Source organism: Lysobacter avium (genome assembly GCF_015209745.1).
Classification (GTDB): Bacteria; Pseudomonadota; Gammaproteobacteria; order Xanthomonadales; family Xanthomonadaceae; genus Novilysobacter; species Novilysobacter avium.
Map to the genome: position 1 here is coordinate 2,586,834 of NZ_CP063657.1, position 24,915 is coordinate 2,611,748.

General features: G+C 67.7%; 23 protein-coding genes. 15 read left to right on the plus strand and 8 right to left on the minus strand.

Annotated features, from left to right (window positions below):
• Positions 1 to 54: 54 nt before the first annotated feature.
• Positions 55 to 2,214: an adenosylcobalamin-dependent ribonucleoside-diphosphate reductase gene (locus tag INQ42_RS11575; RefSeq protein ID WP_228062696.1), complete on the minus strand. Its 2,160-nt coding sequence runs from the start codon at positions 2,212 to 2,214 to the stop codon at positions 55 to 57.
• 445 nt (positions 2,215 to 2,659) lie between these two features.
• Here INQ42_RS11575 and INQ42_RS11580 point away from each other — a divergent pair, with 445 nt between their 5' ends.
• The 15 genes from INQ42_RS11580 (at position 2,660) to INQ42_RS11650 (ending at position 16,306) form a co-directional block, all read left to right on the plus strand.
• Entirely contained in the window at positions 2,660 to 4,126 is a 1,467-nt protein-coding gene (locus INQ42_RS11580; RefSeq protein ID WP_407070770.1) for a Do family serine endopeptidase, read from the plus strand.
• A gap of 31 nt (positions 4,127 to 4,157) precedes the next feature.
• A complete protein-coding gene (locus INQ42_RS11585) occupies positions 4,158 to 4,559 on the plus strand; it encodes a hypothetical protein (protein WP_043957261.1) in 402 nt (133 codons plus the stop codon).
• A 54-nt stretch (positions 4,560 to 4,613) separates the two neighbouring features.
• Positions 4,614 to 5,120, plus strand: coding sequence for a phage holin family protein (locus INQ42_RS11590; protein WP_194034405.1), 507 nt, complete (start codon positions 4,614 to 4,616; stop codon positions 5,118 to 5,120).
• Between the two features lie 103 nt (positions 5,121 to 5,223).
• Positions 5,224 to 5,712: a hypothetical protein gene (locus INQ42_RS11595; protein ID WP_194034406.1), complete on the plus strand. Its 489-nt coding sequence runs from the start codon at positions 5,224 to 5,226 to the stop codon at positions 5,710 to 5,712.
• 2 nt (positions 5,713 to 5,714) lie between these two features.
• Positions 5,715 to 6,881 (plus strand): AI-2E family transporter, encoded by a 1,167-nt coding sequence (locus INQ42_RS11600; protein WP_194034407.1) that lies wholly within the window; start codon positions 5,715 to 5,717, stop codon positions 6,879 to 6,881.
• Positions 6,882 to 6,912: 31 nt separating this feature from the next.
• A complete protein-coding gene (locus INQ42_RS11605; RefSeq protein ID WP_194034408.1) occupies positions 6,913 to 7,644 on the plus strand; it encodes an HAD family hydrolase in 732 nt (243 codons plus the stop codon).
• Positions 7,641 to 9,014: a leucyl aminopeptidase family protein gene (locus tag INQ42_RS11610; protein ID WP_194034409.1), complete on the plus strand. Its 1,374-nt coding sequence runs from the start codon at positions 7,641 to 7,643 to the stop codon at positions 9,012 to 9,014. The genes INQ42_RS11605 and INQ42_RS11610 overlap by 4 nt, the downstream gene beginning before the upstream one ends.
• A 125-nt stretch (positions 9,015 to 9,139) precedes the next feature.
• Positions 9,140 to 10,240: a catalase family peroxidase gene (locus INQ42_RS11615; RefSeq protein WP_194034410.1), complete on the plus strand. Its 1,101-nt coding sequence runs from the start codon at positions 9,140 to 9,142 to the stop codon at positions 10,238 to 10,240.
• Complete coding sequence (locus INQ42_RS11620; protein WP_194034411.1) at positions 10,237 to 10,791, plus strand: cytochrome b; 555 nt, start codon at positions 10,237 to 10,239, stop codon at positions 10,789 to 10,791. The genes INQ42_RS11615 and INQ42_RS11620 overlap by 4 nt, the downstream gene beginning before the upstream one ends.
• 116 nt (positions 10,792 to 10,907) lie before the next feature.
• The gene (locus INQ42_RS11625) at positions 10,908 to 11,480 is read left to right on the plus strand and encodes a hypothetical protein (RefSeq protein WP_194034412.1); all 573 of its coding nucleotides are present in this window, start codon (positions 10,908 to 10,910) and stop codon (positions 11,478 to 11,480) included.
• Positions 11,477 to 11,776, plus strand: a complete 300-nt coding sequence (locus INQ42_RS11630) for a winged helix-turn-helix domain-containing protein (protein WP_194034413.1) — start codon at positions 11,477 to 11,479, stop codon at positions 11,774 to 11,776. The genes INQ42_RS11625 and INQ42_RS11630 overlap by 4 nt, the downstream gene beginning before the upstream one ends.
• 133 nt (positions 11,777 to 11,909) lie before the next feature.
• Positions 11,910 to 13,130, plus strand: coding sequence for an efflux RND transporter periplasmic adaptor subunit (locus tag INQ42_RS11635; protein WP_194034414.1), 1,221 nt, complete (start codon positions 11,910 to 11,912; stop codon positions 13,128 to 13,130).
• Positions 13,127 to 13,819 carry an ABC transporter ATP-binding protein gene (locus INQ42_RS11640; protein WP_194034415.1) on the plus strand — a complete coding sequence of 231 codons (693 nt, stop codon included), beginning with the start codon at positions 13,127 to 13,129 and terminating at the stop codon, positions 13,817 to 13,819. The genes INQ42_RS11635 and INQ42_RS11640 overlap by 4 nt, the downstream gene beginning before the upstream one ends.
• Before the next feature lie 7 nt (positions 13,820 to 13,826).
• Positions 13,827 to 14,984 carry an ABC transporter permease gene (locus INQ42_RS11645; protein WP_194034416.1) on the plus strand — a complete coding sequence of 386 codons (1,158 nt, stop codon included), beginning with the start codon at positions 13,827 to 13,829 and terminating at the stop codon, positions 14,982 to 14,984.
• An 11-nt stretch (positions 14,985 to 14,995) separates the two neighbouring features.
• Complete coding sequence (locus INQ42_RS11650) at positions 14,996 to 16,306, plus strand: ABC transporter permease (protein ID WP_407070771.1); 1,311 nt, start codon at positions 14,996 to 14,998, stop codon at positions 16,304 to 16,306.
• A 79-nt stretch (positions 16,307 to 16,385) separates the two neighbouring features.
• Here INQ42_RS11650 and INQ42_RS11655 read toward each other — a convergent pair whose 3' ends face one another.
• The 7 genes from INQ42_RS11655 to mltB all read right to left on the minus strand — a co-directional run bounded on the left by INQ42_RS11655 (position 16,386) and on the right by mltB (position 24,868).
• Positions 16,386 to 18,629: a carboxy terminal-processing peptidase gene (locus INQ42_RS11655; RefSeq protein WP_194034418.1), complete on the minus strand. Its 2,244-nt coding sequence runs from the start codon at positions 18,627 to 18,629 to the stop codon at positions 16,386 to 16,388.
• A gap of 283 nt (positions 18,630 to 18,912) precedes the next feature.
• Entirely contained in the window at positions 18,913 to 19,926 is a 1,014-nt protein-coding gene (lipA, locus tag INQ42_RS11660) for a lipoyl synthase (RefSeq protein WP_194034419.1), read from the minus strand.
• 34 nt (positions 19,927 to 19,960) lie between these two features.
• Complete coding sequence (gene lipB / locus INQ42_RS11665) at positions 19,961 to 20,653, minus strand: lipoyl(octanoyl) transferase LipB (RefSeq protein ID WP_194034420.1); 693 nt, start codon at positions 20,651 to 20,653, stop codon at positions 19,961 to 19,963.
• A 53-nt stretch (positions 20,654 to 20,706) separates the two neighbouring features.
• Positions 20,707 to 20,985: a DUF493 family protein gene (locus INQ42_RS11670; protein WP_194034421.1), complete on the minus strand. Its 279-nt coding sequence runs from the start codon at positions 20,983 to 20,985 to the stop codon at positions 20,707 to 20,709.
• A 34-nt stretch (positions 20,986 to 21,019) separates the two neighbouring features.
• Positions 21,020 to 22,255: a D-alanyl-D-alanine carboxypeptidase family protein gene (locus INQ42_RS11675; RefSeq protein ID WP_194034422.1), complete on the minus strand. Its 1,236-nt coding sequence runs from the start codon at positions 22,253 to 22,255 to the stop codon at positions 21,020 to 21,022.
• Positions 22,256 to 22,316: 61 nt separating this feature from the next.
• Entirely contained in the window at positions 22,317 to 23,717 is a 1,401-nt protein-coding gene (locus INQ42_RS11680) for a septal ring lytic transglycosylase RlpA family protein (RefSeq protein WP_194034423.1), read from the minus strand.
• Positions 23,714 to 24,868, minus strand: coding sequence for a lytic murein transglycosylase B (gene mltB, locus INQ42_RS11685; RefSeq protein WP_194034424.1), 1,155 nt, complete (start codon positions 24,866 to 24,868; stop codon positions 23,714 to 23,716). Before mltB ends, INQ42_RS11680 begins: the two co-directional genes overlap by 4 nt.
• Positions 24,869 to 24,915 lie beyond the last annotated feature (47 nt).

The following is a 24,915-nucleotide window of genomic DNA, read 5'->3' on the forward strand; positions in this document are numbered from 1 at the left end:
GCTGCGTTGGTTGGCGACGCGCCGGCCGTGGGGCTGCGCGCGGGGATGCGTGGCTCAGAACTTGCCGTAATACCCTTCCTTGAGGGCATCAAACAGGTTGGCGGCGGTGTGCATCTCCCCGTCGTACTCGATTTCCTGGTTGCCCTTGGCCTCCACCACGCTGCCGTCCTCCAGCTCGAAGCGGTAGGTGGTGTTCTCCAGGTCGGCCTCCTTGACCAGCACGCCCTGGAAGGCGGCCGGGTTGAAGCGGAACGTGGTGCAGCCCTTCAGGCCCTGCGCGTGCGCATAGGTGTAGATGTCCTTGAAATCCTCGTAGGGATAATCGGTCGGCACGTTGGCGGTCTTGGAGATCGAACTGTCGACCCACTTCTGCGCCGCGGCCTGCACGTCCACGTGCTGTTTGGGCGTGACGTCGTCGGCGGCGATGAAGTACTCGGGCAGGCGCGTGGCCGGCTCATCGGAGAACGGCATCGCGCCGGGATTGACCAGGCTGCGGTAGGCCAGCAGCTCGAAGGAGAACACGTCCACCTTCTCCTTGGACTTCTTGCCCTCGCGGATCACGTTGCGGCTGTAGTGGTGCGCAAACGACGGCTCGATGCCGTTGGACGCGTTGTTGGCCAGCGACAGCGAGATGGTGCCGGTCGGGGCGATCGAGCTGTGGTGGGTGAAGCGCGCTCCGACCTCGGCCAGTTCGGCAACCAGCTCGGGGGCGACTTCGGCCACGCGCTGCATGTAGCGCGAGTACCTGGCGTGCAGCACCTTGCCGGCCACTTCCTGGCCGATCTTCCAGCCATCGGCGACCATTTCCGGGCGTTTGCGCAGCATCTCGGCATCGACCGTGAACTGCTCGTCCATGATCGGCGCCGGGCCCTTCTCCTTCGCCAGCGCCAGGCCGGTTTCCCAGCCGGCGACGGCCATCTCGCGGGCCACCTGCTCGGTGAACTCGCAGGACTCGGGCGACCCGTACTTCATCTGCAGCATGGTCACCGTCGAGCCCAGGCCGAGGAAACCCATGCCATGGCGGCGCTTGCGCATGATCTCGTCACGCTGCTGCTGCAAGGGCAGGCCGTTGATCTCCACCACGTTGTCGAGCATGCGGGTGAACACGCGCACCACTTCGCGGTACTCGTCCCAGTCAAAGCTGGCCTGCTCGGTGAAGGCGTTGCGCACGAACTTCGTCAGGTTGATCGAGCCCAGCAGGCACGCGCCGTAGGCCGGCAAAGGCTGCTCGCCGCAGGGGTTGGTCGCGCGGATGTCCTCGCACCACCAGTTGTTGTTCATCTCGTTGACGCGGTCGATCAGGATGAAGCCCGGCTCGGCGTAGTCATAGGTGGACACCATGATCATGTCCCACAGGTGCCGGGCCTTGATGTGGCCGTAGACCTTGCAGGCAACCAGGCCATCGTCGCGGACGATGTAGTTGCGGTGGGTCGGCCAGTCGCGCCAGACCACCTGGGCGGGATCGTCGAGATCGACGTCGCCCTTCTCCTTCAGGTTGACCGGGAACACCAGCGGCCAGTCGTCATCGTCGGCCACCGCCTGCATGAAGCCGTCGGTGATCAGCAGCGACAGGTTGAACTGGCGCAGGCGGCCGTCCTCGCGCTTGGCCCGGATGAAATCCTTCACGTCCGGATGCGAGACATCGAAGGTGCCCATCTGCGCGCCGCGACGGCCCCCGGCCGAGGACACGGTGAAGCACATCTTGTCGTAGATATCCATGAAGGACATCGGCCCGGAGGTGTAGGCACCGGCGCCGGCGACGAATGCCCCGCGCGGGCGCAGGGTGCTGAATTCATAGCCGATGCCGCAGCCCGCCTTCAGGGTCAGGCCGGCCTCGTGGACCTTCTCCAGGATGCCGTCCATGGAATCCTCGATGGTGCCCGAGACGGTGCAGTTGATCGTGCTGGTCGCCGGCTTGTGCTCCAGCGCGCCGGCATTGGAGGTGATGCGGCCGGCGGGAATAGCGCCGTGGCGCAGCGCCCAGGTGAAGCGCTCGTGCCAGTAGGCGCGCAGCTCGTCGGTGGACTCCGAGTCGGCCAGCGCACGCGCAACGCGGCGGTAGGTGGCGTCGATGTCGGCGTCCACCGGCGTGCCGTCCTTGGTCACCAGCCGGTACTTCTTGTCCCAGATATCCAACGACGCCGGCTGCATGGCGATTTTCATCACCGCCGGTGTCTCGACGCCGGATGTATTGGAATTGCCGGAAGTTTCCATGCTTGCTGCCTCGAGGCGCACCGTGCTCATGCCTGAACTTTCTCCTGGGTGGTCGCTGCTGGCGCGACCGGAATGCGTGATTCGGGCCGGATCGTCCGGCGCGGAATGGCGTCTTGCGTTGGTAGTGCGGATGACGACGGCGCCGATAGCCACGAAAGCGCCAGCGAAGGGCCTCCCACAACCCCTTCGGACAACGATGCGGCATCAGCCAGCGCAGCCGAAAGACCCAAATGCTGGGCTTATCGCCCGCCATGACCACAACATGTTGTGTCGATGACAGGAAACAAAGCTACCGCCCCGATCCGGTCAAGTCAACGCTGGCGAACAATGCCGTTTGCCGCTAGGGGCAGCCCGCCGGTGCACCGGAAAAGACCCACTTCATCGACGATTTACCGGCGTTGAACCACACTTGGAGATTGGTCTTGCCACCTGCCCGGTACCGCGTATGAGCAACCATTCCACGTCCCATCGACCTTCCCTGAGCATCTTGGCGATGCTGGCCCTGGCAGCGCTGTTCGGCGGCGTGGTCGCCGGCACCGTCCTGCACGGCCTGCAAACGCCGGCGATGGCCGCGCCTGCCAGCCAGACAGCCGCGCCCGTGGTCACGCCGATGAGCGCCTCGCTCCCCTCGGCGGTAGGCGGGCAGCCCCTGCCATCGCTGGCGCCGATGCTCGCCCGGGTCACTCCCGCGGTGGTGAGTGTCCAGGCCAAACAGCGCGTGCGGCTCAACAACCCCTTCGCCAACGACCCGATCTTCCGCCGCATGTTTCCGCATATCCCGCAGGAGCGCATCGAGCAGTCACTGGGGTCGGGCGTCATCGTTGATGCCGGCCGCGGCTATGTGCTCACCAACCACCACGTCATCGAGGGCGCCGAGGAGGTCACGGTAACGCTCGCTGACGGGCGCACGCTGGCGGCGGAGTTCATCGGCTCCGATCCGGACACCGACGTGGCGGTGATGCGGATTCCTGCCGAGGGACTGCAACAGGTCACCCTGGCCGATTCGGGCGACCTGCGCGTGGGCGATTTCGTGGTCGCGGTCGGCAATCCGTTCGGCATCGGCCAGACGGTCACCTCCGGCATCGTCTCCGCCGTCGGCCGCACCGGCCTGCGCGGGCTGGGCTACCAGAGCTTCATCCAGACCGATGCCTCGATCAATCCGGGCAACTCCGGTGGCGCGCTGGTCAACCTGGACGGCCAACTGGTCGGCATCAACACCGCCAGCTTCAACCCGCGCGGCAGCATGGCCGGCAACATCGGCCTGGGCTTCGCGATTCCGGCCAACCTCGCGCGCAATGTCATGGATCAACTCGTCACCAGCGGCGAAGTCCGGCGCGGCACCTTTGGACTGGATGCCCAGGATGTCGACGCCCGCCTGGCCAAGGCCCTGAAGCTGGACGACGCGCGCGGAGCCCTGGTGACGCGGGTCCACGCGGACTCCGCTGCCGCGGCTGCCGGGGTGAAATCCGGTGATGTGATCGTGGCGGCCGACGGCGAACGGATCGACAGCCGCGACAGCTTGCGCAACTTCGAGGGGTTGCATGCCATCGGCAGCAAAGTGCAACTGGACATCCGTCGCGACGGCAAGCCGCTGCGCCTGACCGCCACCTTGAAGGAGCAACCGCGCGCGTTGGCCGGCGCCAGCCTGGATCCGCGATTGGACGGGGCCGGCTTCAGCGAGCTGCCGGAGCGTCTGCGCCAGGCCGGGGTGTCCGGCGTCCTGGTGGAGTCGGTCGCCCAGGGCAGTCGCGCCGCGGCCAGCGGCATGCGCGAGGGCGATGTGGTGATGGCTTCCAGCGCCGGCGCGTTCGAGGATCTGGCCGGCTTCCGCGCGGGCTTCACACGACCTCCTGCACAGTTGGTTTTGCAGATCGTTCGCGGCAATCAACGCGGTGTGCTGCAGATGCAATAAATCCCAAGATCCCCCATCAGGAGCGATATCAATGAATCCGACCGATACCACCGCCAACAATCCGTCCAGCACCCTCGGAACCAATCCGACCCAGTCGGTCAAGTCGAACCTCGGCGAGGCGGGCAACCATCTCAAGCAGGCGGCGCAGCACACCGGCGAGACATTGAAGGGCGCCGCCAGCGCCGCAGGTGAGGAACTCCGCTCCGGCCAGACCAGCATCAAGTCCGAGCTGTCCGAGAGCGCATCGGCAACCAGGAAGGCCGCGGGCGACGTCGCCGGCGCCGCACGTGAACAGGCCGACGAGTTGATGGAGAAAGGCCGCGACCTGCTGGACAGCGCCTCGGAGTTGATCCGCGAGCGTCCGATGGCCGCCTTCGGTGCCGCTCTCGCCGCCGGCTGGGTGCTTGCCAAGCTCACCCGCAACAACGACTAAGCCGCCGCGATGGAAAGCCACGGCGAAGACGAGCGGCGTCAGGATGATCCACCCGTGGCCGATGAGCTGCGGGAGGCCTTGCGCCAGATCGGCCAGACCGGTCAGGCCAGCCTCTCCGCAGCAGGGGATACGGCCAAGGCATTGCGTGCACTGGTGGCGGCGGATGTGTCGCTCGCGCGCAGTGCCTTGGGTCGAACCCTGGCGATGAGCGGGGTGGCCATCGTTTGCGGGGCCACCGCGTGGCTGTTCCTGATGGGCGCCCTGGTGGTGTTCCTCAACGGTGCCACGGTGCTGACCTGGACTGCAGCACTGCTCATTCCGGCGGCACTGAGCCTGGTGGCTGCCGGCATTGCCACATGGGCCGCGGTGCATTACTTCGGCTTTACCCGCCTGGACGCAACCCGGCGCCAACTTGCCAGGCTCGGGGTCGGCGAGCTTTCGGACGTGATGCCGTCCCCGGATTCCGCCGAGTGCGCGCGCGATGCGGAGTCCGCGAATGACGAGAAGCAACGTGCGCTGAAGCAGGCACAACGCGTATCGACCGGGCAGGCAGGTCCGTGAACTGCGTGCCGGGGTGCCGGTGCCGCGGTCGCTGCGCAACTTTCACTTCTGCGGAGACCCGCCAGTCTGCGTCGCAACGCCATGACGGCGCAGGGGAAAAACGATGAATTTCGAAAAGCTCAAGAACAAGGTCGACCAGGCCGAGAACACTTTGGAGGCCAACGAGCGTCAGGTTGGCGCGGACATGCGCCAACTCAGGGACTCGTGGCGGGCCCTGTGGTCACCGGGCCGGATCATCGTCGTCGGACTGGCGAGCGGGTTCCTGATCGGGCGCGCTGAACCATTGCAGACGGTCGCCCGCAGCGGCGGCTTGCTGCGCATGAGCAGCACGCTGATGAACCTGTTTTCCGGGGTCACAGCCGCTTCGGCGGCAAGCGACGCAGAAGACGCGGAAGAAGCCGTCGACGAGAAGGTCCAACGATCCGGTTTAGCCGACGGGCCCGCCGCTGCTCCCGCACCCCGGGTCGCGGCCAGCGCCGATTCGGCACGCCGCCAGCGACGCCAATTGCCCCCAGATACCAATGACAGCGCGGCACAGGATTATCTGGAGCGCTTGGCCTCCGCGGCCCGCCAGGCAGGAGGCAACGGCTGACCATGGCCGCAGGGCCTGCGGATCCGGGCTCGCCTTCCGCGCAGGGTGACCCGTCCTTACCGCTCCCTGCCACGGTGGATGTTGGCGCGTCGGCATTGGCCGGCGATGAGGATCCGCCGCTTTCAGCCGTACGACCACGAGCGTCACACGCGCTCAATCTGCTCGCCACGCTGGCGGTCGGCTATACCCTCTGGCTCGCTCAGGGGGTGGTGCTTCCGATTCTGCTGGGGATGTTCTTCGCCCTGATCGGCAACCCCATCATCCGCGGGCTGCGACGATTGCACGTTCCACGCGTGCTCGGCGCAACCATCGTTTTGCTTGGCGGGCTGGCGGCCACGGTCGCGCTGGGCTACCAACTGGCCCAGCCTGCCGCCGAATGGGCCCGCCAGGTGCCCAAGGAGCTCGGGCGGCTGGCGCCGAAATTGCGCGAGATGAGCAAGCCGGTCCACGCCGCCAGCGAAGCGGCGGAGAGCATCGCCCGCGCCACCGAGTCGGGGGATGGCAAGAAAGTCGATGTCGTCCGCACCGAGGTCAACGACCCCTACAAATCGCTGACGGCCACCCCCATGATGCTCACGTCCCTGCTGGCAGTGATCCTGCTGACCTTCTTCTTCATGGTCTATGGCGAAAACCTGCAACGCAATGCGATATCGCTGCTGCCGAGCCGCCAGCAAAAGCGCGTCACCGTGGAGATCATGCAATCCATCGAGCGCGAGATATCGCGCTATGTGCTCACGATCAGCGCGATCAACCTGATCCTCGGCCTGGCGCTGGCGGGATCGTTCTACCTGCTCGGCGTCCCGTTGGCCGAAGCACTGCTGTGGGGCACCATGGCCGCGGTGCTCAACTTCGCCCCCTACGTCGGGCCGCTGATCGGCATCATCATCATGTTGCTGATGGGGTTCGTGGCCTTTGACGAGGCCTGGATGTCGCTGGTGCCCGCTGGTATCTACCTGGCCCTGCACACACTCGAGGGCCAGATCCTGACGCCGGTCATTCTGGGCCGGCAGATGCGCTTGTCGCCGCTGGTGCTGATCATGGCGCTGATGGCGTTCGGCTCGCTGTGGGGCATCATCGGACTGCTGCTGGCGGTGCCATTGCTGGTCTGCGTCAAAATCAGCCTGTCGCGGATCGAGGGCCTGGAAGGCTGGGCGCGCCTGCTGGAGTGATCGCCGTTTTTCGACGGGCTAGAATGAACGCGTGAGCTTTCCCGTCCGCGCCATCACCCTCGACCTTGACGACACGATCTGGCCGATCGCGCCGGCCATCGTGGGCGCGGAGGCTGCACTTGAGGCGTGGATGGCGGCAAACGCACCGCGCGCCGCACGGATGTGGCCGCCCAGAGAGCGCCAGCGGCTGCGTGAACTGGCCAACCACGAGCGTCCGCGGCTCGCCCACGACATGACCGCGCAACGCCAGTGGATGATCGAGCGCATGCTGGTGCTCGCCGACGAGGACGTCGAGTTGGCCGATTCGGCCTATGACGCCTACTTCGCCGCGCGCTGCGATGTGACGCACTACCCCGACAGCGTCGCCGCGCTGGAGCGCCTGGCGGCGCGGGTGCCGCTGGCCGCCGTCAGCAACGGCAACGCCTGCCTGGACACGATCGGCCTGATGCACCTGTTCCGGTTCCAGCTCGGCGCGCGCGAACACGGGGCCGCCAAGCCGGACGCGAGCATATTCCACGCCGCCTGCGAGCGCCTCGGCCTGCCCCGCGAGCAGGTCCTGCACGTCGGCGACGATCCTTACATGGACGTGATCGGCGCGCGCCGGGCCGGCCTGCGTGCCTGCTGGATCAACCGTTCCGACGATCACGGCCGGTCCCAGCCGTGGCCCGATGCGCGGCCGCGTCCCGACCTCGAATTTCCCACACTTGCCGCGTTGGCCGACTGGCTCGACGCGGCGCACGCCAAGGAGTCGATCCGTCCATGAGTCTGCCGTCTGGCTTTACCGATGCCACCACCGATGCCCTGCCCCTGCACATCGTCAGCCCCGACCGGCTGGAGCAGTGGCGCGCGACCCAATTACCGGCGCATGGCAAATGGCTGGACGCGCAGGCGTTCGATGCCAGCCCGGGGTCGGTGGCGTTGCTGTCGGCGGGCGATGGCAGCATTGCGGGTGCGGTGATCGGCGTGGCGGACCGCGCCGACGCCTATTGCTACGCACATGCGCCTTTTGCGCTGCCCGCCGGCACGGTCTGGAAGCCCGCCCAAGACTCGGACCCGGTGGAGGCGACCAACCTGCAACTGGGCTGGGGCCTGGGCAGTTACCGCTTCGCCCGCTACCGCAAGCCCAGGCGCGCACCGGCCGAGCTGGCGGCTGCTCCATCGCAGGAAGTGCGTGACGTCATCGCCGCGTGCCTGCGGGTGCGCGACTGGGTCACCACGCCCACCGAGGACATGGGTCCGCAGCAACTGGAGGATGCCGCGCGCGAGCTCGCCGACAGCCACGGCGCGACGCTGGAAGTGATCGCCGGCGACGCCCTGCTGGAGCAGAACTTTCCCACCATCCACGCCGTGGGCCGCTCATCCCATCGGGTTCCCCGTTTGATCGCCCTGCGCTGGGGCAAGCCCGGGCATCCTCACCTGGCCCTGGTCGGCAAGGGCGTGTGCTTCGACACCGGCGGGTTGGACATGAAGGCCCCTGATGGCATGCGCAACATGAAGAAGGATATGGGCGGCGCCGCTCACGCCCTGGCCCTGGCCGGGCTGGTCATGGCGCAGGCCCTGCCGGTTCAGCTGACGGTGCTGGTGGCGGCGGTGGAAAACGCGGTCGGCCCGGATTCCTTCCGCCCCGGCGACGTCATCACGACGCGCAAGGGCATCACGGTGGAGGTCGACAACACCGACGCCGAAGGGCGGCTGGTGCTCTGCGACGCGCTGGCCTACGCCTGCGAGCAGGGCCCCGACACCATCATCGATTTCGCCACCCTCACCGGCGCCGCCCGCGTGGCGCTTGGGCCGGACCTGCCGGCGCTGTTCGCCAACGACGACACCCTGGCGCGGCAGTGGCTCGATGCCGGCGAAGCGACCCGCGATCCGGTCTGGCGCATGCCGCTGTGGCGACCCTACCTGCGCTACCTGGACAGCAGCATCGCCGACATCGCCAATGCCGGTTCGCGCATGGCCGGCTCGGTGACAGCTGCGTTGTATCTGGAGCGCTTCATCAGCGAGGGCCAGAAGTGGGCCCACCTGGATGTCTACGCGTGGAACGACAAGGACCGCCCGGGACGCCCGGCCGGCGGCGAGGCGCTGGCGCTGCGCTCGGCGTGGACGATGCTCAAGCAACGCTACGGGCACTGAGTCATCGGGGCGCGCGCCCAGTCGGATCCGCGCACGAGCTTGGCGCCGTTGGAGCGCAGGTCCACTCGTCACCGCTTTCCCGATTGCGAGGGTGTATGAAGGGGTGACAGCCAGCGGACCTTGCCATGACCTCACAGATGCCCACGCCCGACGGGCGCCCGCCGCGACGTTCCTTGCTCCCGCTTGCCGCGATCGGCCTGATCGCCCTGGGTGGGGCCGCGGCGTTTGCCTGGGCCGCGGGCTGGATCGGCAGCAGCGGGCGCCTCACCTCGCAGCGATTCGTTGACACCATCGAAGCCACCGGCGCCGACCACCCCGGTTTCCGGCGCGCGCACAGCAAGGGCGTTTGTGTCAGTGGCAGTTTTCAGGGCACGGCCGAAGGCGTCGCCCTGTCGAGTGCGAGGGCGTTCTCGCAGGCCGCCGTGCCAGTCTTGGGACGGATGTCTATTGGCGGCGGGGATCCGCATGGCGCCGATGCCGCCGCCCGGGTGCGGAGCATGGCCTTGCTCATCCGCACCGACGATGGCCAACAGTGGCGCATGGCGATGAACAGTTTTCCGTTCTTCGGCGCGCCCACCCTGGAGGCCTTCCTGGAGCAGACCCGCGCCGGGATCCCGGACCCGGCGACCGGCAAGCCCGACCCGGCGAAAATGGCCGCGTTCCTGGCCAGGTACCCGCAGGCACGTCGCTTCCAGGCCTGGGCCGAATCGGCGCGCTGGTCGGACAGCTGGGCCAATACCGCCTACAACGGCGTCCACACTTTCCACTTCATCAACACTAACGGCGAGCGCCAGCCGGTGCGCTGGTCGATGCGGCCACAGGCGCCTTTCGTGGAGATGGACAAGGCCAAGCGCGAGCAGGCCTCCGCCGACTACCTCGCCGAGGAGCTCGACCGCCGCCTGGCCACGGGCCCCCTGCGATGGGACATGGTGGTGACATTGCCCGATGCCGGCGATGCGCTGGACGACCCGTCGCAACCGTGGCCGGAAACGCGCCGTCAGGTCACCGTCGGCACGCTCAGCTTTGAGCAGGCGCAGCCGCAGGCCACGGGCCCGTGCCGCGACGTGAACTTCGATCCGCTGATCCTGCCCACCGGCATCGCGGCATCGGATGACCCGATCCTGGCCGCGCGCTCGGGCGTGTACGCGCAATCCTTCTTCCGCCGTGAGCGCGAGATCGCCAGCGGCAAGGCCTCCGATGCCACGGACCAGGAGGCGTCGCCATGAACTCCCGCCCGCCTGCGCATTTCAACCTGCTGGCGCGTGTGCTGCACTGGAGCATGGCGGTGCTGATCCTGACCATGCTGTTTGTCGGCGTCACCATGGTCGCCTCCCTGACCCTGCGCCCGATGCTGATCGAGCTGCACCGGCCGATCGGCATTGCCATCCTGCTCTTGGCACTGCTGCGGCTGGGCAACCGCCTGACCCACCGTCCGCCGCCGCTGCCCGCCGACCTGCCCGCCATCCAGAAGTCCGCCGCCCGCGCCTCGCACTGGGTGCTGTACGCGCTGATGCTGTCGATGCCGCTGATCGGCTGGGGAATGCTCTCGGCGGGCGGCTATCCCATCGTGATGTTCGGCAGCGTCAGCCTACCGGCCATCCTGCCGCATTCGCCGACACTGTTCGCCCTGCTCCGCGGCGCCCACGGGCTGCTGGCCTACCTCCTGTTCGCCACCGTGTTGCTGCACCTGTCGGCGGCGCTGTACCACGCATGGGTGCGGCGCGACGGTGTGTTCGCCAGCATGGCGCGCGGCCCGGGTCGCGACGCGAACCGATAACGCCGCGGTCTCCAGCGACGCGACGGCGCGCTTGATTGGTGGGACGGAACATCCTGGTGCTTGACAACTCTGAAAACCAGAGTACTTTGTCATCCATCAACCGGAGGAACAGGACCATGCAACAGGCTGAGCAGCTCAAACAGGATCTGGATTACGTGGTCGGTGCGGTACGCCGGCACGACCGCAGCGCAGGCGTGCCGTCGATCTACTTCATGTGGGCAGTGATCGTCGCCGTGGGCTGGGCATTGCCCGACTTTGCGCCGCAACTGGCGGCACCGTTCTGGGTGCTGTTCGGCATCGGCGGTGGGCTGGTCAGCATGTGGCTGGCGGCGCGGGATACGAAACACAGCGGCTCGGTGGATCAGGCGCACGGGCGTCGCCACGGCCTGCACTGGCTGGTAACCGGCGCCGCCTTCCTGGTCTGCTGGTTGCCGGTGATGCGCGGCGCGCCGATCGAGACCGCGGTCGGCAACTTCATGCTGGTGGCCGCGATTTCCTATGCCCTGGCCGGCGTGCACCTGGAGCGCCCGCTGCTGTGGACCGGCTTGCTGATGCTCGCGGCCTACGTCGTGTTGACGATGTTTGCATGGCCCTACACCTGGACCGCGACCGGTCTGCTGGTCGCGATCGCCCTGGCCTGGGCCGGTTTCAGCAGCCAGCGCTCGCGGTCGCCGGTCCATCCGGAATGAAAGCGCTGGACCGCCTCGACAGCGCGTTTGAACATCGCGCGCGGCTGGCGATCGGCGTCCTGCTGGCACGTCATGACGAGATCAGCTTCGCGCGTTTCAAGCAGAGTCTGTCACTCACCGACGGCAATCTGGGAGCGCAACTGCGGAAACTCGAGGACACCGGCTACGTGGCGCTGCGGCGCGACTTCGTCGAACGCAAGCCGGTCACCTGGTACCGCCTCACCGAGGCCGGACGCAACGCCCTCGACAGTCACCTGGGTGCGCTGCAGTCTATGATCGCGACCGCGACGGGTTAGCCATGGCGGCCTCGCAACACCCCGCTCCGGCATGGCGCGATGGCAAGCCTGCGTGCCGCCGCGTTTGCCGGGGTGGCTTGGCACTGAACGAGCCCCGCGTCACACTCGGGCGAACACCACTGCAAGGGCGCATATGACTGAGTCGGCCGAGCTGCTCAAGTCGCTCAAGATCGACCGTTCGGCTCCGCCGGAGCCACGGAAACGGTGGCCGTGGCTGGTCGCGGCCGCGGTGCTGCTGGTGCTGATCCTCGCTGCCGGGTTCTTCCTGCGCGGCCAGGGCGGTGTCGAGGTACGCACCGCGCCCGCGGTGGCGATGTCCAGCGGCAGCGCGGCGGTGCTGGATGCCACCGGTTACGTGGTCGCCCGCCGGATGGCTACCGTATCCTCCAAGATCACCGGCAAGGTTCGCGAGGTGATGATCGAGGAAGGCCAGCAGGTTCAGGCCGGGGAGATCATGGCCACCCTGGATCCCGTCGATGCCAATGCCGAGCGCCGCCTGGCCCGCGCCCAGCTCGCCGCCGCGCGCAGCCAGATCAACGCCGCCCAGGCGCAGTCGCGCGAAGCTGCCGCCAATGCCGGCCGGCTGCAGGCGCTGGCGCGGCAGCAACTGGTGTCGGCCGCGCAGTACGACCAGGCCGTCGCCGAGCGCGACGCCTTGCGCTCGCAACTGCAGACTGCTCAGCGCAACGCACAGGTCGCCGCCGACCGCCTGGCCATCGCCGACAACGGCGTGGACAACACCGTGGTCCGCGCACCGTTCGCCGGCGTGGTGATCGCCAAGGCGGCCCAGCCCGGCGAGATTATCTCGCCGCTGTCGGCCGGCGGCGGCTTCACCCGCACCGGCATCGGCACCATCGTCGACATGGACTCGCTGGAGGTGGAGGTGGATGTCGGCGAGGCCTACATCGGCCGGGTGACGCCGAAAATGCCGATCGAGGCCGTGCTCAACGCCTACCCGGACTGGCGCATTCCCGGCTCGGTGATCGCGATCATCCCCACCGCCGACCGCGGCAAGGCGACGGTGAAGGTGCGCGTTGCGCTGGACGAGAAGGACCCGCGGATCGTGCCCGACATGGGCGTGCGGGTCAGCTTCATGGAAAAGGCCGGCGAGGAGGCGCCGCCGGGGGTGCGCGTGCCGGCGGCGGCAGTGGCGAGCCGGGACGGCAAGGACGTCGTCTTCGTGCTGGGTGAGGATGACTCGGTCGAACAGCGGGCCGTGGAAGCCGGAATCACCACCGGCAGCGACCGCCAGGTGCTCGCCGGTCTGACGGCCGGGGAGACCGTGGTGCTGGATCCACCCCCCGAGCTCACCCACGGGGACAGGGTGACGCTGCAAAAGGACGCACCGCAATGAAGACCCTGGTCAGCATCCGCGAGCTCACCAAGACCTACCAGCGCGGGCCGGAGAAGATCGAGGTGCTGCACGGCATCGACCTGGACATCGCCGAGGGCGATTTCGTGGCCCTGATGGGCCCCTCGGGTTCGGGCAAGACTACCCTGCTGAACCTGATCGGTGGCCTGGACACCCCCAGCGGGGGCGAGATCTCCATCGAAGGGGAGCGTATCGACCGCATGAGTGCAGGGCAGCTGGCCACCTGGCGCAGCCGGCATGTGGGCTTCGTGTTCCAGTTCTACAACCTGATGCCGATGCTGACCGCGCAGAAGAACGTCGAGCTGCCACTGCTGCTGACCACGCTCAAGGCCGCCCAGCGCAAGCGCAATGCCGGCATCGCCCTGCAGCTGGTCGGCCTGGCGGACCGCACCTCGCACAAGCCCAACGAGCTTTCCGGCGGCCAGCAGCAACGCGTCGCCATCGCACGGGCGATCGTGTCCGACCCGACCTTCCTGATCTGCGACGAGCCCACCGGCGACCTGGACCGTCATTCCGCCGAGGAGATCCTGACCCTGCTGCAGTCGCTCAACCGCGACCACGGCAAGACCATCATCATGGTCACCCACGACCCCAAGGCGGCCGAATACGCCAGTCACACCATCCACCTCGACAAGGGCGAGCTGGTGGGCGCGCCCGAGCTGGCGCACTGAGGCGGCGATGAAATACCTCTGGCTGGTCTGGGCCCAGTTGCGGCGGAGCAAGACCCGCACGCTGCTGACCCTGCTGTCGGTGGTCGCCGCCTTCCTGCTGTTCGGCATGCTCGACTCGGTCCGGGTGGCATTCAACTCCGGCGGCAGCGTGGACGGGGCCAACCGGCTCATTGTCGCTTCGCGCCTGTCGATCACCCAGACCCTGCCCATCCGCCTCCTGCGCCAGATCGAGGGCGTGCCGGGCGTGCGCAACGCGACTTACTCCATGTGGTTTGGCGGCATCTACCGGGATCCGATGAACTTCTTCCCCAACTTCTCGGTGGCCGACAACTACTTTGACGTCTACACCGATTTCGAGATTCCGGCCGACCGGTTGCAGGCGTGGCAGGCCAACCAGACCGGCGCCGTGGTGGGCGAGGCACTGGCACAGAAGTTCGACTGGAAGATCGGCGACACCATCCCGCTGCAGGCGACCATCTTCCCGCGCAGCGGCAGCAACGACTGGCCGCTGCAGCTGGAGGCGATCTACCGCTCGCGCGACCGCGACAACGTCGGCGCCGAGCAGCAGCTGCTGATGCACTGGAAGTACTTCGACGAGGCCAACGACTACATCAAGAACCAGGTCAGCTTCTTCACCGTGCAGCTGGCCGACCCCGACCAGGCCTCGCGCGTGGCGCAGGCGATCGACGCGCTCTCGGCCAACTCCGACCACGAGACCAAGAGCCAGACCGAGTCGGCGTTCCAGCAGTCGTTTGCCAAGCAGTTCGCCGACATCGGCCTGATCGTCACCGCGATCATGGGCGCGGTGTTCTTCACCCTGCTGCTGCTTACCGGCAACACCATGGCCCAGGCGGTGCGCGAGCGGGTGCCCGAATTGGCAACGTTGAAGACGCTGGGCTTCCACGACTCGACCATGCTCGGGCTGGTGATGGCCGAGTCGGTGCTGCTGGTGATGATCGGCGGGCTGACCGGGCTCACGCTGGCCGCGGTGGCGATGCCGGGGATCTCCGCCGCCAGCGGCGGCATCCTCGGCCTGCCGCAGGTGCCGGCGCAGACGTGGCTGGTCGGCATCGGCCTGATGGTCGCCATCGGGGTGGTGGTCGGGCTGCTGCCGGCGCTGCGGGCCAAACGCCTGAAGATCGTCGACGCGCTGGCCGGGAGATGAGGATGCGGGCCGTGAACAAGCAGCGCTTGTGGAACCTGCTCACCATCGTACTGCTGGTGACCGGATTGGCAGCATGGATCGCGCTGCCCTGGTGGGGCCTGCTCGCCCTGGCGGTCACGCTGGCGGGGTGGCTTGTCCTGACCCGCAGCGGGCGGCTGTCCCTTGCGGCGACGCGGATCGGCATTTCCAGCCTGCCGCAGCGGTGGGGCGCGTCCTCGGTGATCATCGTCGGCATCGCCGGGGTGGTCGGCGTACTGGTGGCGATGCTGGCGATGGGCGAAGGCTTCAAGGCGACGCTGCAGGCCACCGGGAGCGATGACACCGCCATCATCCTGCGCGGCGGCTCACAGGCGGAAACCAACTCGGTCATCCTGCGCGACCAGGTGCCTCTGGTGTCCAGCCTGCCCGGGATCGCCCGCGACGCGCAGGGCAAACCGTTGCTGACCGCCGAACTGTCCCAGGTTGTCGCACTGAAGGCGCGATCCGACGGCAGCGATTCGAACGCGCAGCTGCGCGGCGTCGGCGAGGAGGCCTGGCAGGTGCGCCCGGGTGTTCGCCTGGTGGAAGGCCGCAGGTTCCGGCCGGGACTGCAGGAGCTGGTGGTGGGCCAGGGAGCGCAATCGCAGTTCCGCGGCTTGGACGTCGGCAGCACTCTGGAGTTCGCCAACCAGCAGTGGGCCGTGGTCGGCAAGTTCGCCTCCGGAGATGCCTACGATTCAGAGTTGTGGGGCGACGCGCAGACCATCGCCTCGACCTACCGGCGCAATGCCTTCCAGTCGATCACCGTGCGCACCGAGGGTGCGGACGGCTTCCAGCGCCTCAAGGCGGCGATGGACGCCGACCCGCGCCTGAAGCTCGACGTGGAGACCACCCGCAGCTACTACCGCAAGCAGTCCGGCCAGCTGAGCACGCTGATCAACGTGCTCGGAACGGTGATCGGCGCGATCATGGCGGTCGGTGCGGTGTTCGGCGCGCTCAACACGATGTACGCCGCGGTCGCCGGCCGCGCGCGCGAGATCGCGACCATGCGTGCGATCGGCTTCCGCAGCCTGCCCGTCGTGCTCGCCGTCATGCTGGAAACGATGCTGCTGGCGCTGCTGGGCGGCGTGTTGGGTGGGCTGATCGCCTGGGCGATCTTCAACGGCTACACGGTGTCCACGCTGGGCAACAACTTCAGCCAGGTGGTGTTCCAGTTCAAGGTCTCGCCGCAGTTGCTGTGGACCGGCCTGAAATGGGCGCTGGGCATCGGCCTGGTGGGCGGCCTGTTCCCGGCATTGCGGGCCGCGCGCCTGCCGGTGACGGTCGCGTTGCGCGACGGCTGAAACAAAGCGGGCACCCGAAGGTGCCCGATAAGTGTTTGCGGTGGAAAGCCGTCAAGCCTGAGCGCGGCGGTTCTGGCCCTCAGTCCGCCCAGTGTCCGGCGCGGGTCGAGATCGGCAGCACCAGCGCCGACAGCTTACGGTCGTTGGCCAGCAGGTGGATCGCATCGGCCAGGATCGCTGCAGACTCCTGCAGCAACGGGTCGGGACGGTCCTCGGCGGCCTTCTCGCGCGCGGCGTCCTGGACGATGTCGCGCTCGTTGGCGGTCAGCCCGTCGTCGGCGGAAATCAGCGCGAGCGGATCCAGCGCCAGCCCGAGCTCCTCGCGGGTTTCCTGGCGCTTCTTGCGCCGCGCCTCGCTGGCGTCGCGCTCGCGGCGCCGCTCGGCCTCGTTGAGCGAGATCGTGGTCTTCGCGGACTCCTCGCGGAAGCGCGCCACGTCCTCGCGCCACCACTGGAACTCCAGGTTGTTGGCGACGCGGGCGGTGTGCAGTTTGTCCAGCGTGCCCAGGATGTGGCTGAAGTCGCCGTAGACCTTGTGCGGCACCGCGGCGATCCGCGTCCACGGCAGCGCGTTGTCGTAGGTGCTCTCGCCGTATTCGGTGGCATCCACCGAGGCCGGGAACTGGATGTCCGGCACCACGCCCTTGTTCTGGGTCGAGCTGCCACCGGGCAGGAAGAACTGGGCGACGGTCAGCTTGACCTGGCCGAAGCGCTCCTCCTCGCCGCCCGGCCAGCGGTCCAGGTCAACCAGGTTCTGCACTGTGCCCTTGCCGAAGGTGTTCTCGCCGATCACCAGCCCGCGGCCGTAGTCCTGTATCGCGCCGGCGAAGATCTCCGACGCCGACGCCGAGCCGCGGTTGACCAGCACTGCCAGCGGCCCGTCCCAGGCCACGCCCGGCTCGTCGTCGCCGTTGACCGTGACCCGGCCGCCGGACTCGCGCACCTGGACCACCGGGCCCTGGTCGATGAACAGGCCGGTCAGCTCGATTGCCTCGTTCAGCGAACCACCGCCGTTGTTGCGCAGATCCAGCACCACGCCGTCCACGCCCTGCTTCTTCATGTCCACCAGCAGCTTGGCGACGTCGCGGGTGGCCGAGGCGTAATCGCCGTTGTTGAGGCGGCGGCCCTCGAAGTCCTGGTAGAAACCGGGCAGCTCGATCACGCCCACGTGCTTGGCCGGCGCATCGCCAATGCCGGGAATCTCCAGCACCTTGGACTTGGCGGCCTGGTCCTCCAGGCGCACCTTGTCACGGGTAATCACCACCCGCACGGGCTCGCTGTCCAGGCCGGCGCTCGCCGGCACCACGTCCAGGCGGACCTTGGAATCCTTGGGCCCGCGGATCTTCTCGACCACGTTGTCGATGCGCCAGCCGATCACGTCTTCCATGTTGCCGCTGGTGCCCTGGCCGACCGCCACGACGCGGTCGCCTGGAGCAAGCACGCCGGACTTGTCGGCGGGGCCACCGGGCACGATCTCGCGGATCGCGACGATGTCGTCCTGCTTCTGCAGCACCGCGCCGATGCCTTCCAGCGACAGCGACATGGACAGGTTGAAGTTTTCCGCCGAACGCGGGGTGAAGTAGCTGGTGTGCGGATCGATCGCGTTGGTGTAGCTGTTGAGGAAGGTCTGGAAGACGTCCTGGCCTTCCAACTGGGCGACGTTGTCGGCCAGGTTGGCGTAGCGCTTGTCCAGCGTCTTCGCGATGTCCTTCGATTCCTTGCCCGCCAGCTTCAGGCGCAGCCAGTCGTTGCGGACCGACTGCTTCCACAGCTCGTCCAGCTCGGCGGTGTCTTCCGCCCACGGCGCCTTCTTGCGGTCGTAGTGGAACTGCTCATCACCGCTGAAATCGAAGATGTCCTGCTTGAGCAGCCCGCGGGCGTGGCGGATGCGCTCGTTCACCCGCTGCCGGTAGAGCGCGAAGATCGCGTAGCCCGGCTCCAGCTCGCCGCTCTTGATGGCGTCGTCCAGCCGAGTCTTGTAGCGGTCGAACCCGGCGATGTCGGCGGCGGTGAAAAACTGCTTGCCGCCGTCCAGCGCTTCCAGGTAACGCTTGTAGATATCAGCCGAGAGCGCGTCGTCCAGCGGCTGCGGCCGGTAGGCATAGCGGCTGTCGGAGAGCAGTCCATAGACCAGCTTGGCCGCAGTGGCCTGGTCAGCGGTCGGGCCGCTGGGCAGGACCGCCGGCTTGCTGCTGGTGGTGCGGGTCGTCGTCGCCGGCGCCTCGATGGAGGTCGGCGCGGCCACCGGCGCATTGTCGGCGCGCGCCAGCAGCGCCCACGGAGCGGTCAACAGCAGGGCAAGCAGGGGAGTCTTGGAGATCATGAAATTGAGGCTGGAGGGCCGACAGTGAAGGGGATGCAACGGACTGGCGCAGTACGGGAAATTCAGATTGCTGACCGCTGGAACCCCCTGACAGTGCCGAAAGTCGCGGGCGCTGTCACGCCGTCATGGCACGGTCAGGAAGCGATCAGGAGCGGGCGGAGCAAACGCTCGGGGGAAGCTTAGACACGTCAATGCGAAGAACGTGTACGCAAGCACCCAGCGGACGGATGCGCCGCGTCGGCCAACGCTGACGCCGACGCAACACACCCGGTTGTCGCCTCGCTCAGGCGGAAACGGCCAGACCGGCCTCCGCCGCGCTGCGGTCGGCGTGGTAGGACGAGCGCACCAGCGGGCCGGAGGCGACGTGGGTAAAGCCCAACGCCAGGCCGAACGTTTCGAAGTGCTTGTACTCCTCCGGCGTCCAGTAGCGCATCACCGGATGGTGGTGGGCGCTGGGCTGCAGGTACTGGCCGATGGTGATCATGTCCACGTCGTGTGCGCGCAGGTCCCGCAGGGTCTGCTCGACCTGTTCGCGCTCCTCGCCCAGTCCCAGCATGATCCCGGACTTGGTCACCACGTCGGGATGCTGGGCCTTGAACTTCTGCAGCAGGGTCAGCGACCACTGGTAGTCGGCGCCGGGGCGCACGTTGCGGTACAGCTCGGGCACCGTTTCCAGGTTGTGGTTGAACACGTCCGGTGGGTTGGCCGCGAGGATTTCCAGCGCGCGCTCCATCCGGCCCTTGCCGCGGAAGTCCGGGGTCAGGATCTCGATCCGGGTGCCCGGGCTCTGGGCGCGGATCGCGGCGATGCACTCCACGAAATGGGCGGCGCCGCCGTCGCGCAGGTCGTCGCGGTCGACCGAGGTCACCACCACGTATTTCAGGCCCATGTCGGCGACGGTGCGCGCCAGGTTGGCCGGCTCGGACGCATCCGGCGGCTTGGGCCGGCCGTGGGCGACGTCGCAGAAACTGCAGCGGCGGGTGCAGACCTCGCCCAGGATCATGAAGGTCGCGGTGCCGTGACCGAAGCACTCGTGAATGTTGGGGCAGCTGGCTTCCTCGCACACGGTGACCAGACGGTTCGCGCGCAGCTTCTCCTTCAGCTTGGCCACCGCGTTGCCCGATGGGATGCGGACCCGGATCCATGACGGCTTGCGCAGCACCGGCGCTTCGGCGAACTGCACCGGCGAGCGGCTGATCTTGTCGCCGGCCAACTGCTTCACGCCCGGCTGCAGGGACGCGGGAGCGTCGCCGCTGACAATCGCGAGGGGGATGGACTTGCTGACGCTATCGCTCATGGAGAATCCGGGACGTGGATGCGGGGGACGCCGCTCAGAGCGTGGGCAGGGCCGGCGGCGGGGCCTCGTCGACCTTCAGGCCAAACTGCGCGGCGAAGTGTTCGACCAGCGCCGGCTTGACGGCCTGCAGCCCCGAGGGACCGCCCAAGTCTACCATCGAGGTCACCCGCAAACCCGCGTAACCACAGGGATTGATGCGTGTGAACGGGGACAGGTCCATGTCGATGTTGAAGGCCAGGCCGTGGAAGCTGCAGCCTCGGCGGACGCGGATGCCGAGCGCGGCGATCTTGGCTCCGGCGACGTACACGCCGGGCGCGCCGTCGCGGCGGCCGGCCTCGATATTCCAGTCCGCCAGCGTGTCGATCACCGCCTGCTCCACCCGGGCCACGTAGTCGCGTACGCCGACCTTGACCCGGCGCAGGTCCAGCAACGGATACAGCACCAGCTGGCCGGGGCCGTGGTAGGTCACCTGACCGCCGCGGTCGACCTGGACCACGGGGATGTCGCCAGCCGCCAGGACGTGCTCGGCGCGACCGCTCTGGCCGAGGGTGAACACCGGATCGTGTTCCACCAGCCACAGCTCATCGGGCGTATCGCCGTTGCGGTGATCGGTGAAGTCCTGCATCGCGCGCCAGACCGGTTCATACGGCCGCCGGCCGAGGTCGCGCAGCACGGCGTTAGGCAGAGTGCGCGCGGCCGTGCTCGACTGCACCGCTGCGGCTGGCATTGCGTCGGGGGCGAGGCCAGGGTCGTGGGGTTCGAGGGCGTTTGCAGAGCGCGTTACAGCGTCCACTTCACTTCCGGATGGTCGCGCAGCAGCTGGTGGGCAAAGTCGTACTGCTCACGGCTCTCGGCGTGGAAGGTCAGGCGCACGCACACGTAGCGGCTGTTACGCGAATGCCTGCAGTCGGTGCGCTCGGTCAGCACCTGGATGCCGCCATCGATCAGTCGCTGGGGAAGTTCGGTCTCCAGCCCGGAGTCGGCGGCGCCCATCGCGCTGAGCTCGAACTCACCGGGAAACTGGAAGCCATGTTCGGGATTGTCGGATGTCAGTTCCATGCTTCAACTCGCTTGTCTGTCAGCTCTGAATCGGTCAGGTCGACTTCCACCACATCAGCAGCTCGTGCCACAGGCGCTTGAAGAAGCCTGCGCGCTCGACCGCCTGCAGTGCAACCAGCGGGCGCTCGGCGACGACCTCGCCATCGAGCATCACTTTCACGGTGCCGATCGCCTGCCCCTTCTCGATCGGGGCGACCAGCGTGGCCGGCACGTCCATGGTGGGCTGCAACTGCTCGTAACGGCCGCGCGGCACCGTCACCAGCAGCGGCTCGGCGACGCCCAGCTCCAGCGTATCCACGGCGCCCTTCCACAGCTTGTGGGTCGCCACCGCGGTGTTGCCGTCGTACAGCTTGTGGGTTTCGTAGAAGCGGAAGCCCCAGTTGAGCAGCGCCTGGCTGTCGCTGGCCCGCTGCTTCTCGGAGGTGGAGCCGAGGACGACGGACACCAGGCGCTGATCATCCCGCTTGGCCGAGGCCATCAGGCAGTAGCCGGCGCCGGAGGTATGACCGGTCTTGATGCCGTCCACGGTGCTGTCGCGCCACAGGAGCACGTTGCGGTTGGGCTGGGTGATCGGCCCGACCGTGAACTCCTTGATCTTGTTGTAGGAGTAGGTCTCGGGGAAGTCGCGCGCAAGGCCGATGCCGAGCAGCGCCAGATCGTGCGCGGAGGACAGGTGGCCCTCGTCGGGCAGTCCGGTCGCGTTGGCGAAGTGGGAGTTCTTCATGCCCAGGCGCTTGGCGTACTGGTTCATCAGCGCGGCGAAGGCGGATTCGCTGCCGGCGACGTGCTCGGCCAGGGCGATCGCGGCATCGTTGCCGGACTGCACCACCATGCCTTTTTCCATCTCCAGCAGCGGCGCGGTCTGGTTGACCTGGAAGCCGGAGTAACTGCCGTCGGTGCCCGCCCCGCCCTTGCGCCACGCGTTCTCGGTCATCATCACCTGGTCGGTCGGCTTGACCTTGCCGCCGGCCATCTCGGCGGCGATGACGTAGCTGGTCATCACCTTGGTGATGCTGGCCGGCTCCAGGGGTTCGTCGATGTTCTCGCCAGCCAGGACATTGCCGCTGGCGGCATCCATCAGGATCCACGCGGTGCCGACGATCGCCGGAGGCGGCGGTACCGGAAGCGCCTCGCTGGCCGGCGCCTGTTCGGCAGCCTCGGGCTGCGGAGTCGGTTGCGGGGTGGGCTGGGGCGCCGGGGTCTGTGCGAACGCGAGGCCGAAAGCGAAAGTGGTGAGCGCGGCGATGCCAATTGCGCGGTAGGACTTCATTGGTGAACTGCTCCGGGTCGGCGCGGGGCCGATGGGTATCGATGTCGAAAGGGAAACGAAACTAGTCTTTGACGCGTTGCGGCGTGCCGAAGCCGAGGCCGGCGATACGGCTGGCCAGGCCGTTGGCGGCCGCCGCTTCCAGCGGACCGACCCGCACGCGCCAGACCTGGCGGCCGTTGGCCATGCCGTCGTGCAGGTTGGCGGCGGCGATGCCGGCACCGCGCAGGGTGGCCAACGCGCGGTCGGCATTGTCGCGCGCGGTGAAACTGGCCACCTGCAGGACCACGCCCTCGCCAACGTCGCTGGCCTGGATGACGCCGGCGGTCGCGGCAGATGCAGGAGCCGCCGCTGGAACGGTGTTCGATGTGGCCGGGGCGCCCGTCGGCGCGCGAGCCGGGACTGCGGCAGCGGTCGCCTGGGCAGAGGCTTTCGCGCCCTCAGGAGCGTTCCGCACGACATGGCCACCAACGATGCTGATGTGGCGCTCGGCCATCCACGCATCGAAATCATCGGCGGTCATCGCGCGGCCGTCGCGGCTCATCTGGAACCGCCAGTCTTCGGCGTCGCCCTTGGCCGCGACGGACGCGGGGGCGGGGACGGAGGCGGCAAGGGCCACAGGCGCAGCGCTGGCTGCGGTCGCTGAAGTCGCTGAAGTCGCCGCAGTCGCCGCAGTCGCCGCAGGCAGTTTGGCGACCAGCGAATCCATCGAACTGGTGGTGGTCGGCGTCGCGGCAACCCGCTTGGATGCAGTAGCGGTCGGGGTGGTAGCAGAAGCCGGCGCCGGCGCGGCCACAAATTGCGTCGGCGGCGACTCACCGGGTTGCAGCGCGCGCACCTCGACCCGGCCGGTACCGGCGGGATGGACGCCCAGCTTGACCGCCGCGGCGTAGCTCAGGTCCACCACCCGGCCATCGTGGAACGGTCCGCGGTCGTTGACCCGGACCACCACCGAGCGGCCGTTGTCCAGGTTGGTGATCCGGGCAAAACTGGGCAGCGGCAGCGACTTGTGCGCGGCGGTGAAGGCATACATGTCGTAGACCTCCATGTTGGAGGTGCGCCGTCCGTGGAACTTGTTGCCGTAATAGGACGCAGTGCCGCGCTCGACGAAACCCGTGGTGTCGTTGAGCACCTGGTAGTTCTTGCCCAGCACGGCATAGGTTGGCCGGTTGCCGTAGGCCGAACGTGGCTCGGCGACCACTTCGGGCTCGGGAATCAGCGAGACATCGATGTCGATGTTCGGCGCGGAGTCCTTGATGTGCGGCGCGTAGAGCCCGCCGGCCGTGTAGTGGCCGCGCTTGGACAGGTCTTCCTGCGCCGGCGGATACGGCGACTTTCCGCGCACCGTGTGACCGGCCGCCTTGGCCGTGCCCGCCGTGTCAGCCGGAGGATCGGATTTCTTGCCGGGACCGCTGGCGCAGGCGGCCAGGCCGAGGACGAGGCCGGCCCCCAGCAGCCGCTTCATGCGCCCGGACGGCCACTGGCCGGAACTGCCGCGAGCGGATTCTCCCGCCCCGCGATCGCCTCGGACAGCTGGTACACCGCCATCGCGTAGTGCTTGGAGATGTTGTAGCGGGTGATCGCGTAGAAGTTCTGGTAGCCCAGCCAGTACTCCGGCCCGTTCACGCCGTCCAGGTTGAGCAGGGTTGCGTTGCCGGCACCGGCGATGGGCGTCTGCGGCTTGTAACCCCGTGCAGCCAGCTGCTCCAGCGTGTAGCGCGGCTCCAGACCTTCCGGCTCGAACGCAGCGGCACCCTTGGCCCGCACCGCGCGCGAGACGATCGGCTCGCCGCGCTTCCAGCCGCCCTTCTTGACGAAGTAGTTGGCGACCGAGGCGAACACGTCATCGAGGTTGTTGAACAGGTCGACCTTGCCGTCGCCATTGCCGTCGACCGCGTAGTCGCGGTAACTGGACGGCATGAACTGGCCCCAGCCCATCGCCCCGGCGTAGCTGCCCTTGAGCGTGGTCACGTCGAAGCCGTTTTCCTTGCCCATCGCAAACAGCTGGGCGAGCTCGTCGCGGAAGAACTGCTCGCGGTTGTTCTCGCGCTCGATCCGGCCGGGTTCGTTGGTCCGCGGGTACGCGAAAGCGAGGGTGTACAGGGCATCCACCACCGGGTAACTGCCGGTGTTGCCGCCGTAGCTGGTTTCCACCCCGATGATCGCGACGATGATCTCGGCGGGGACGCCGTATTGCGCCTCGACCTTGTGCAGCGCGGCGCGGTGCTTGGCGAGGAACGCCTTGCCGGCGGTGATGCGCTGCTGGGAGATGAAGATCGGCCGGTAGTCCTTCCACGGCTTGGCTTCGGCCGGCCGCGACATGGCCGCGATGATGCCCTCGCGCATCTGCGCCTTGGCCATCACCGAAGTGATGTAGGCGGCATCGACGTCGTACTTGGCCGAGGTGGTGCGGATGAACTCGGGGACGGCGACCGAGAGAGGTTGCGCGTTGGACACCACCGGCTGGCTCGGCGGCTTCGGCGGGGAGGTCTCGTCGGGCACCAGGATCGTGGATGCGGAGGACGGGTTTTCAGTGGGCTGGACCGGCGTGGCGCAGGCGACCAGGGCGAACGGGAGCGCACATAGCAGGGCGCGGCTGGCAAGGGTTCGGCTCATTGGGACGAGGTTAGCACTTGTTCGCAAATGCCTGAACCGCCCCAGGG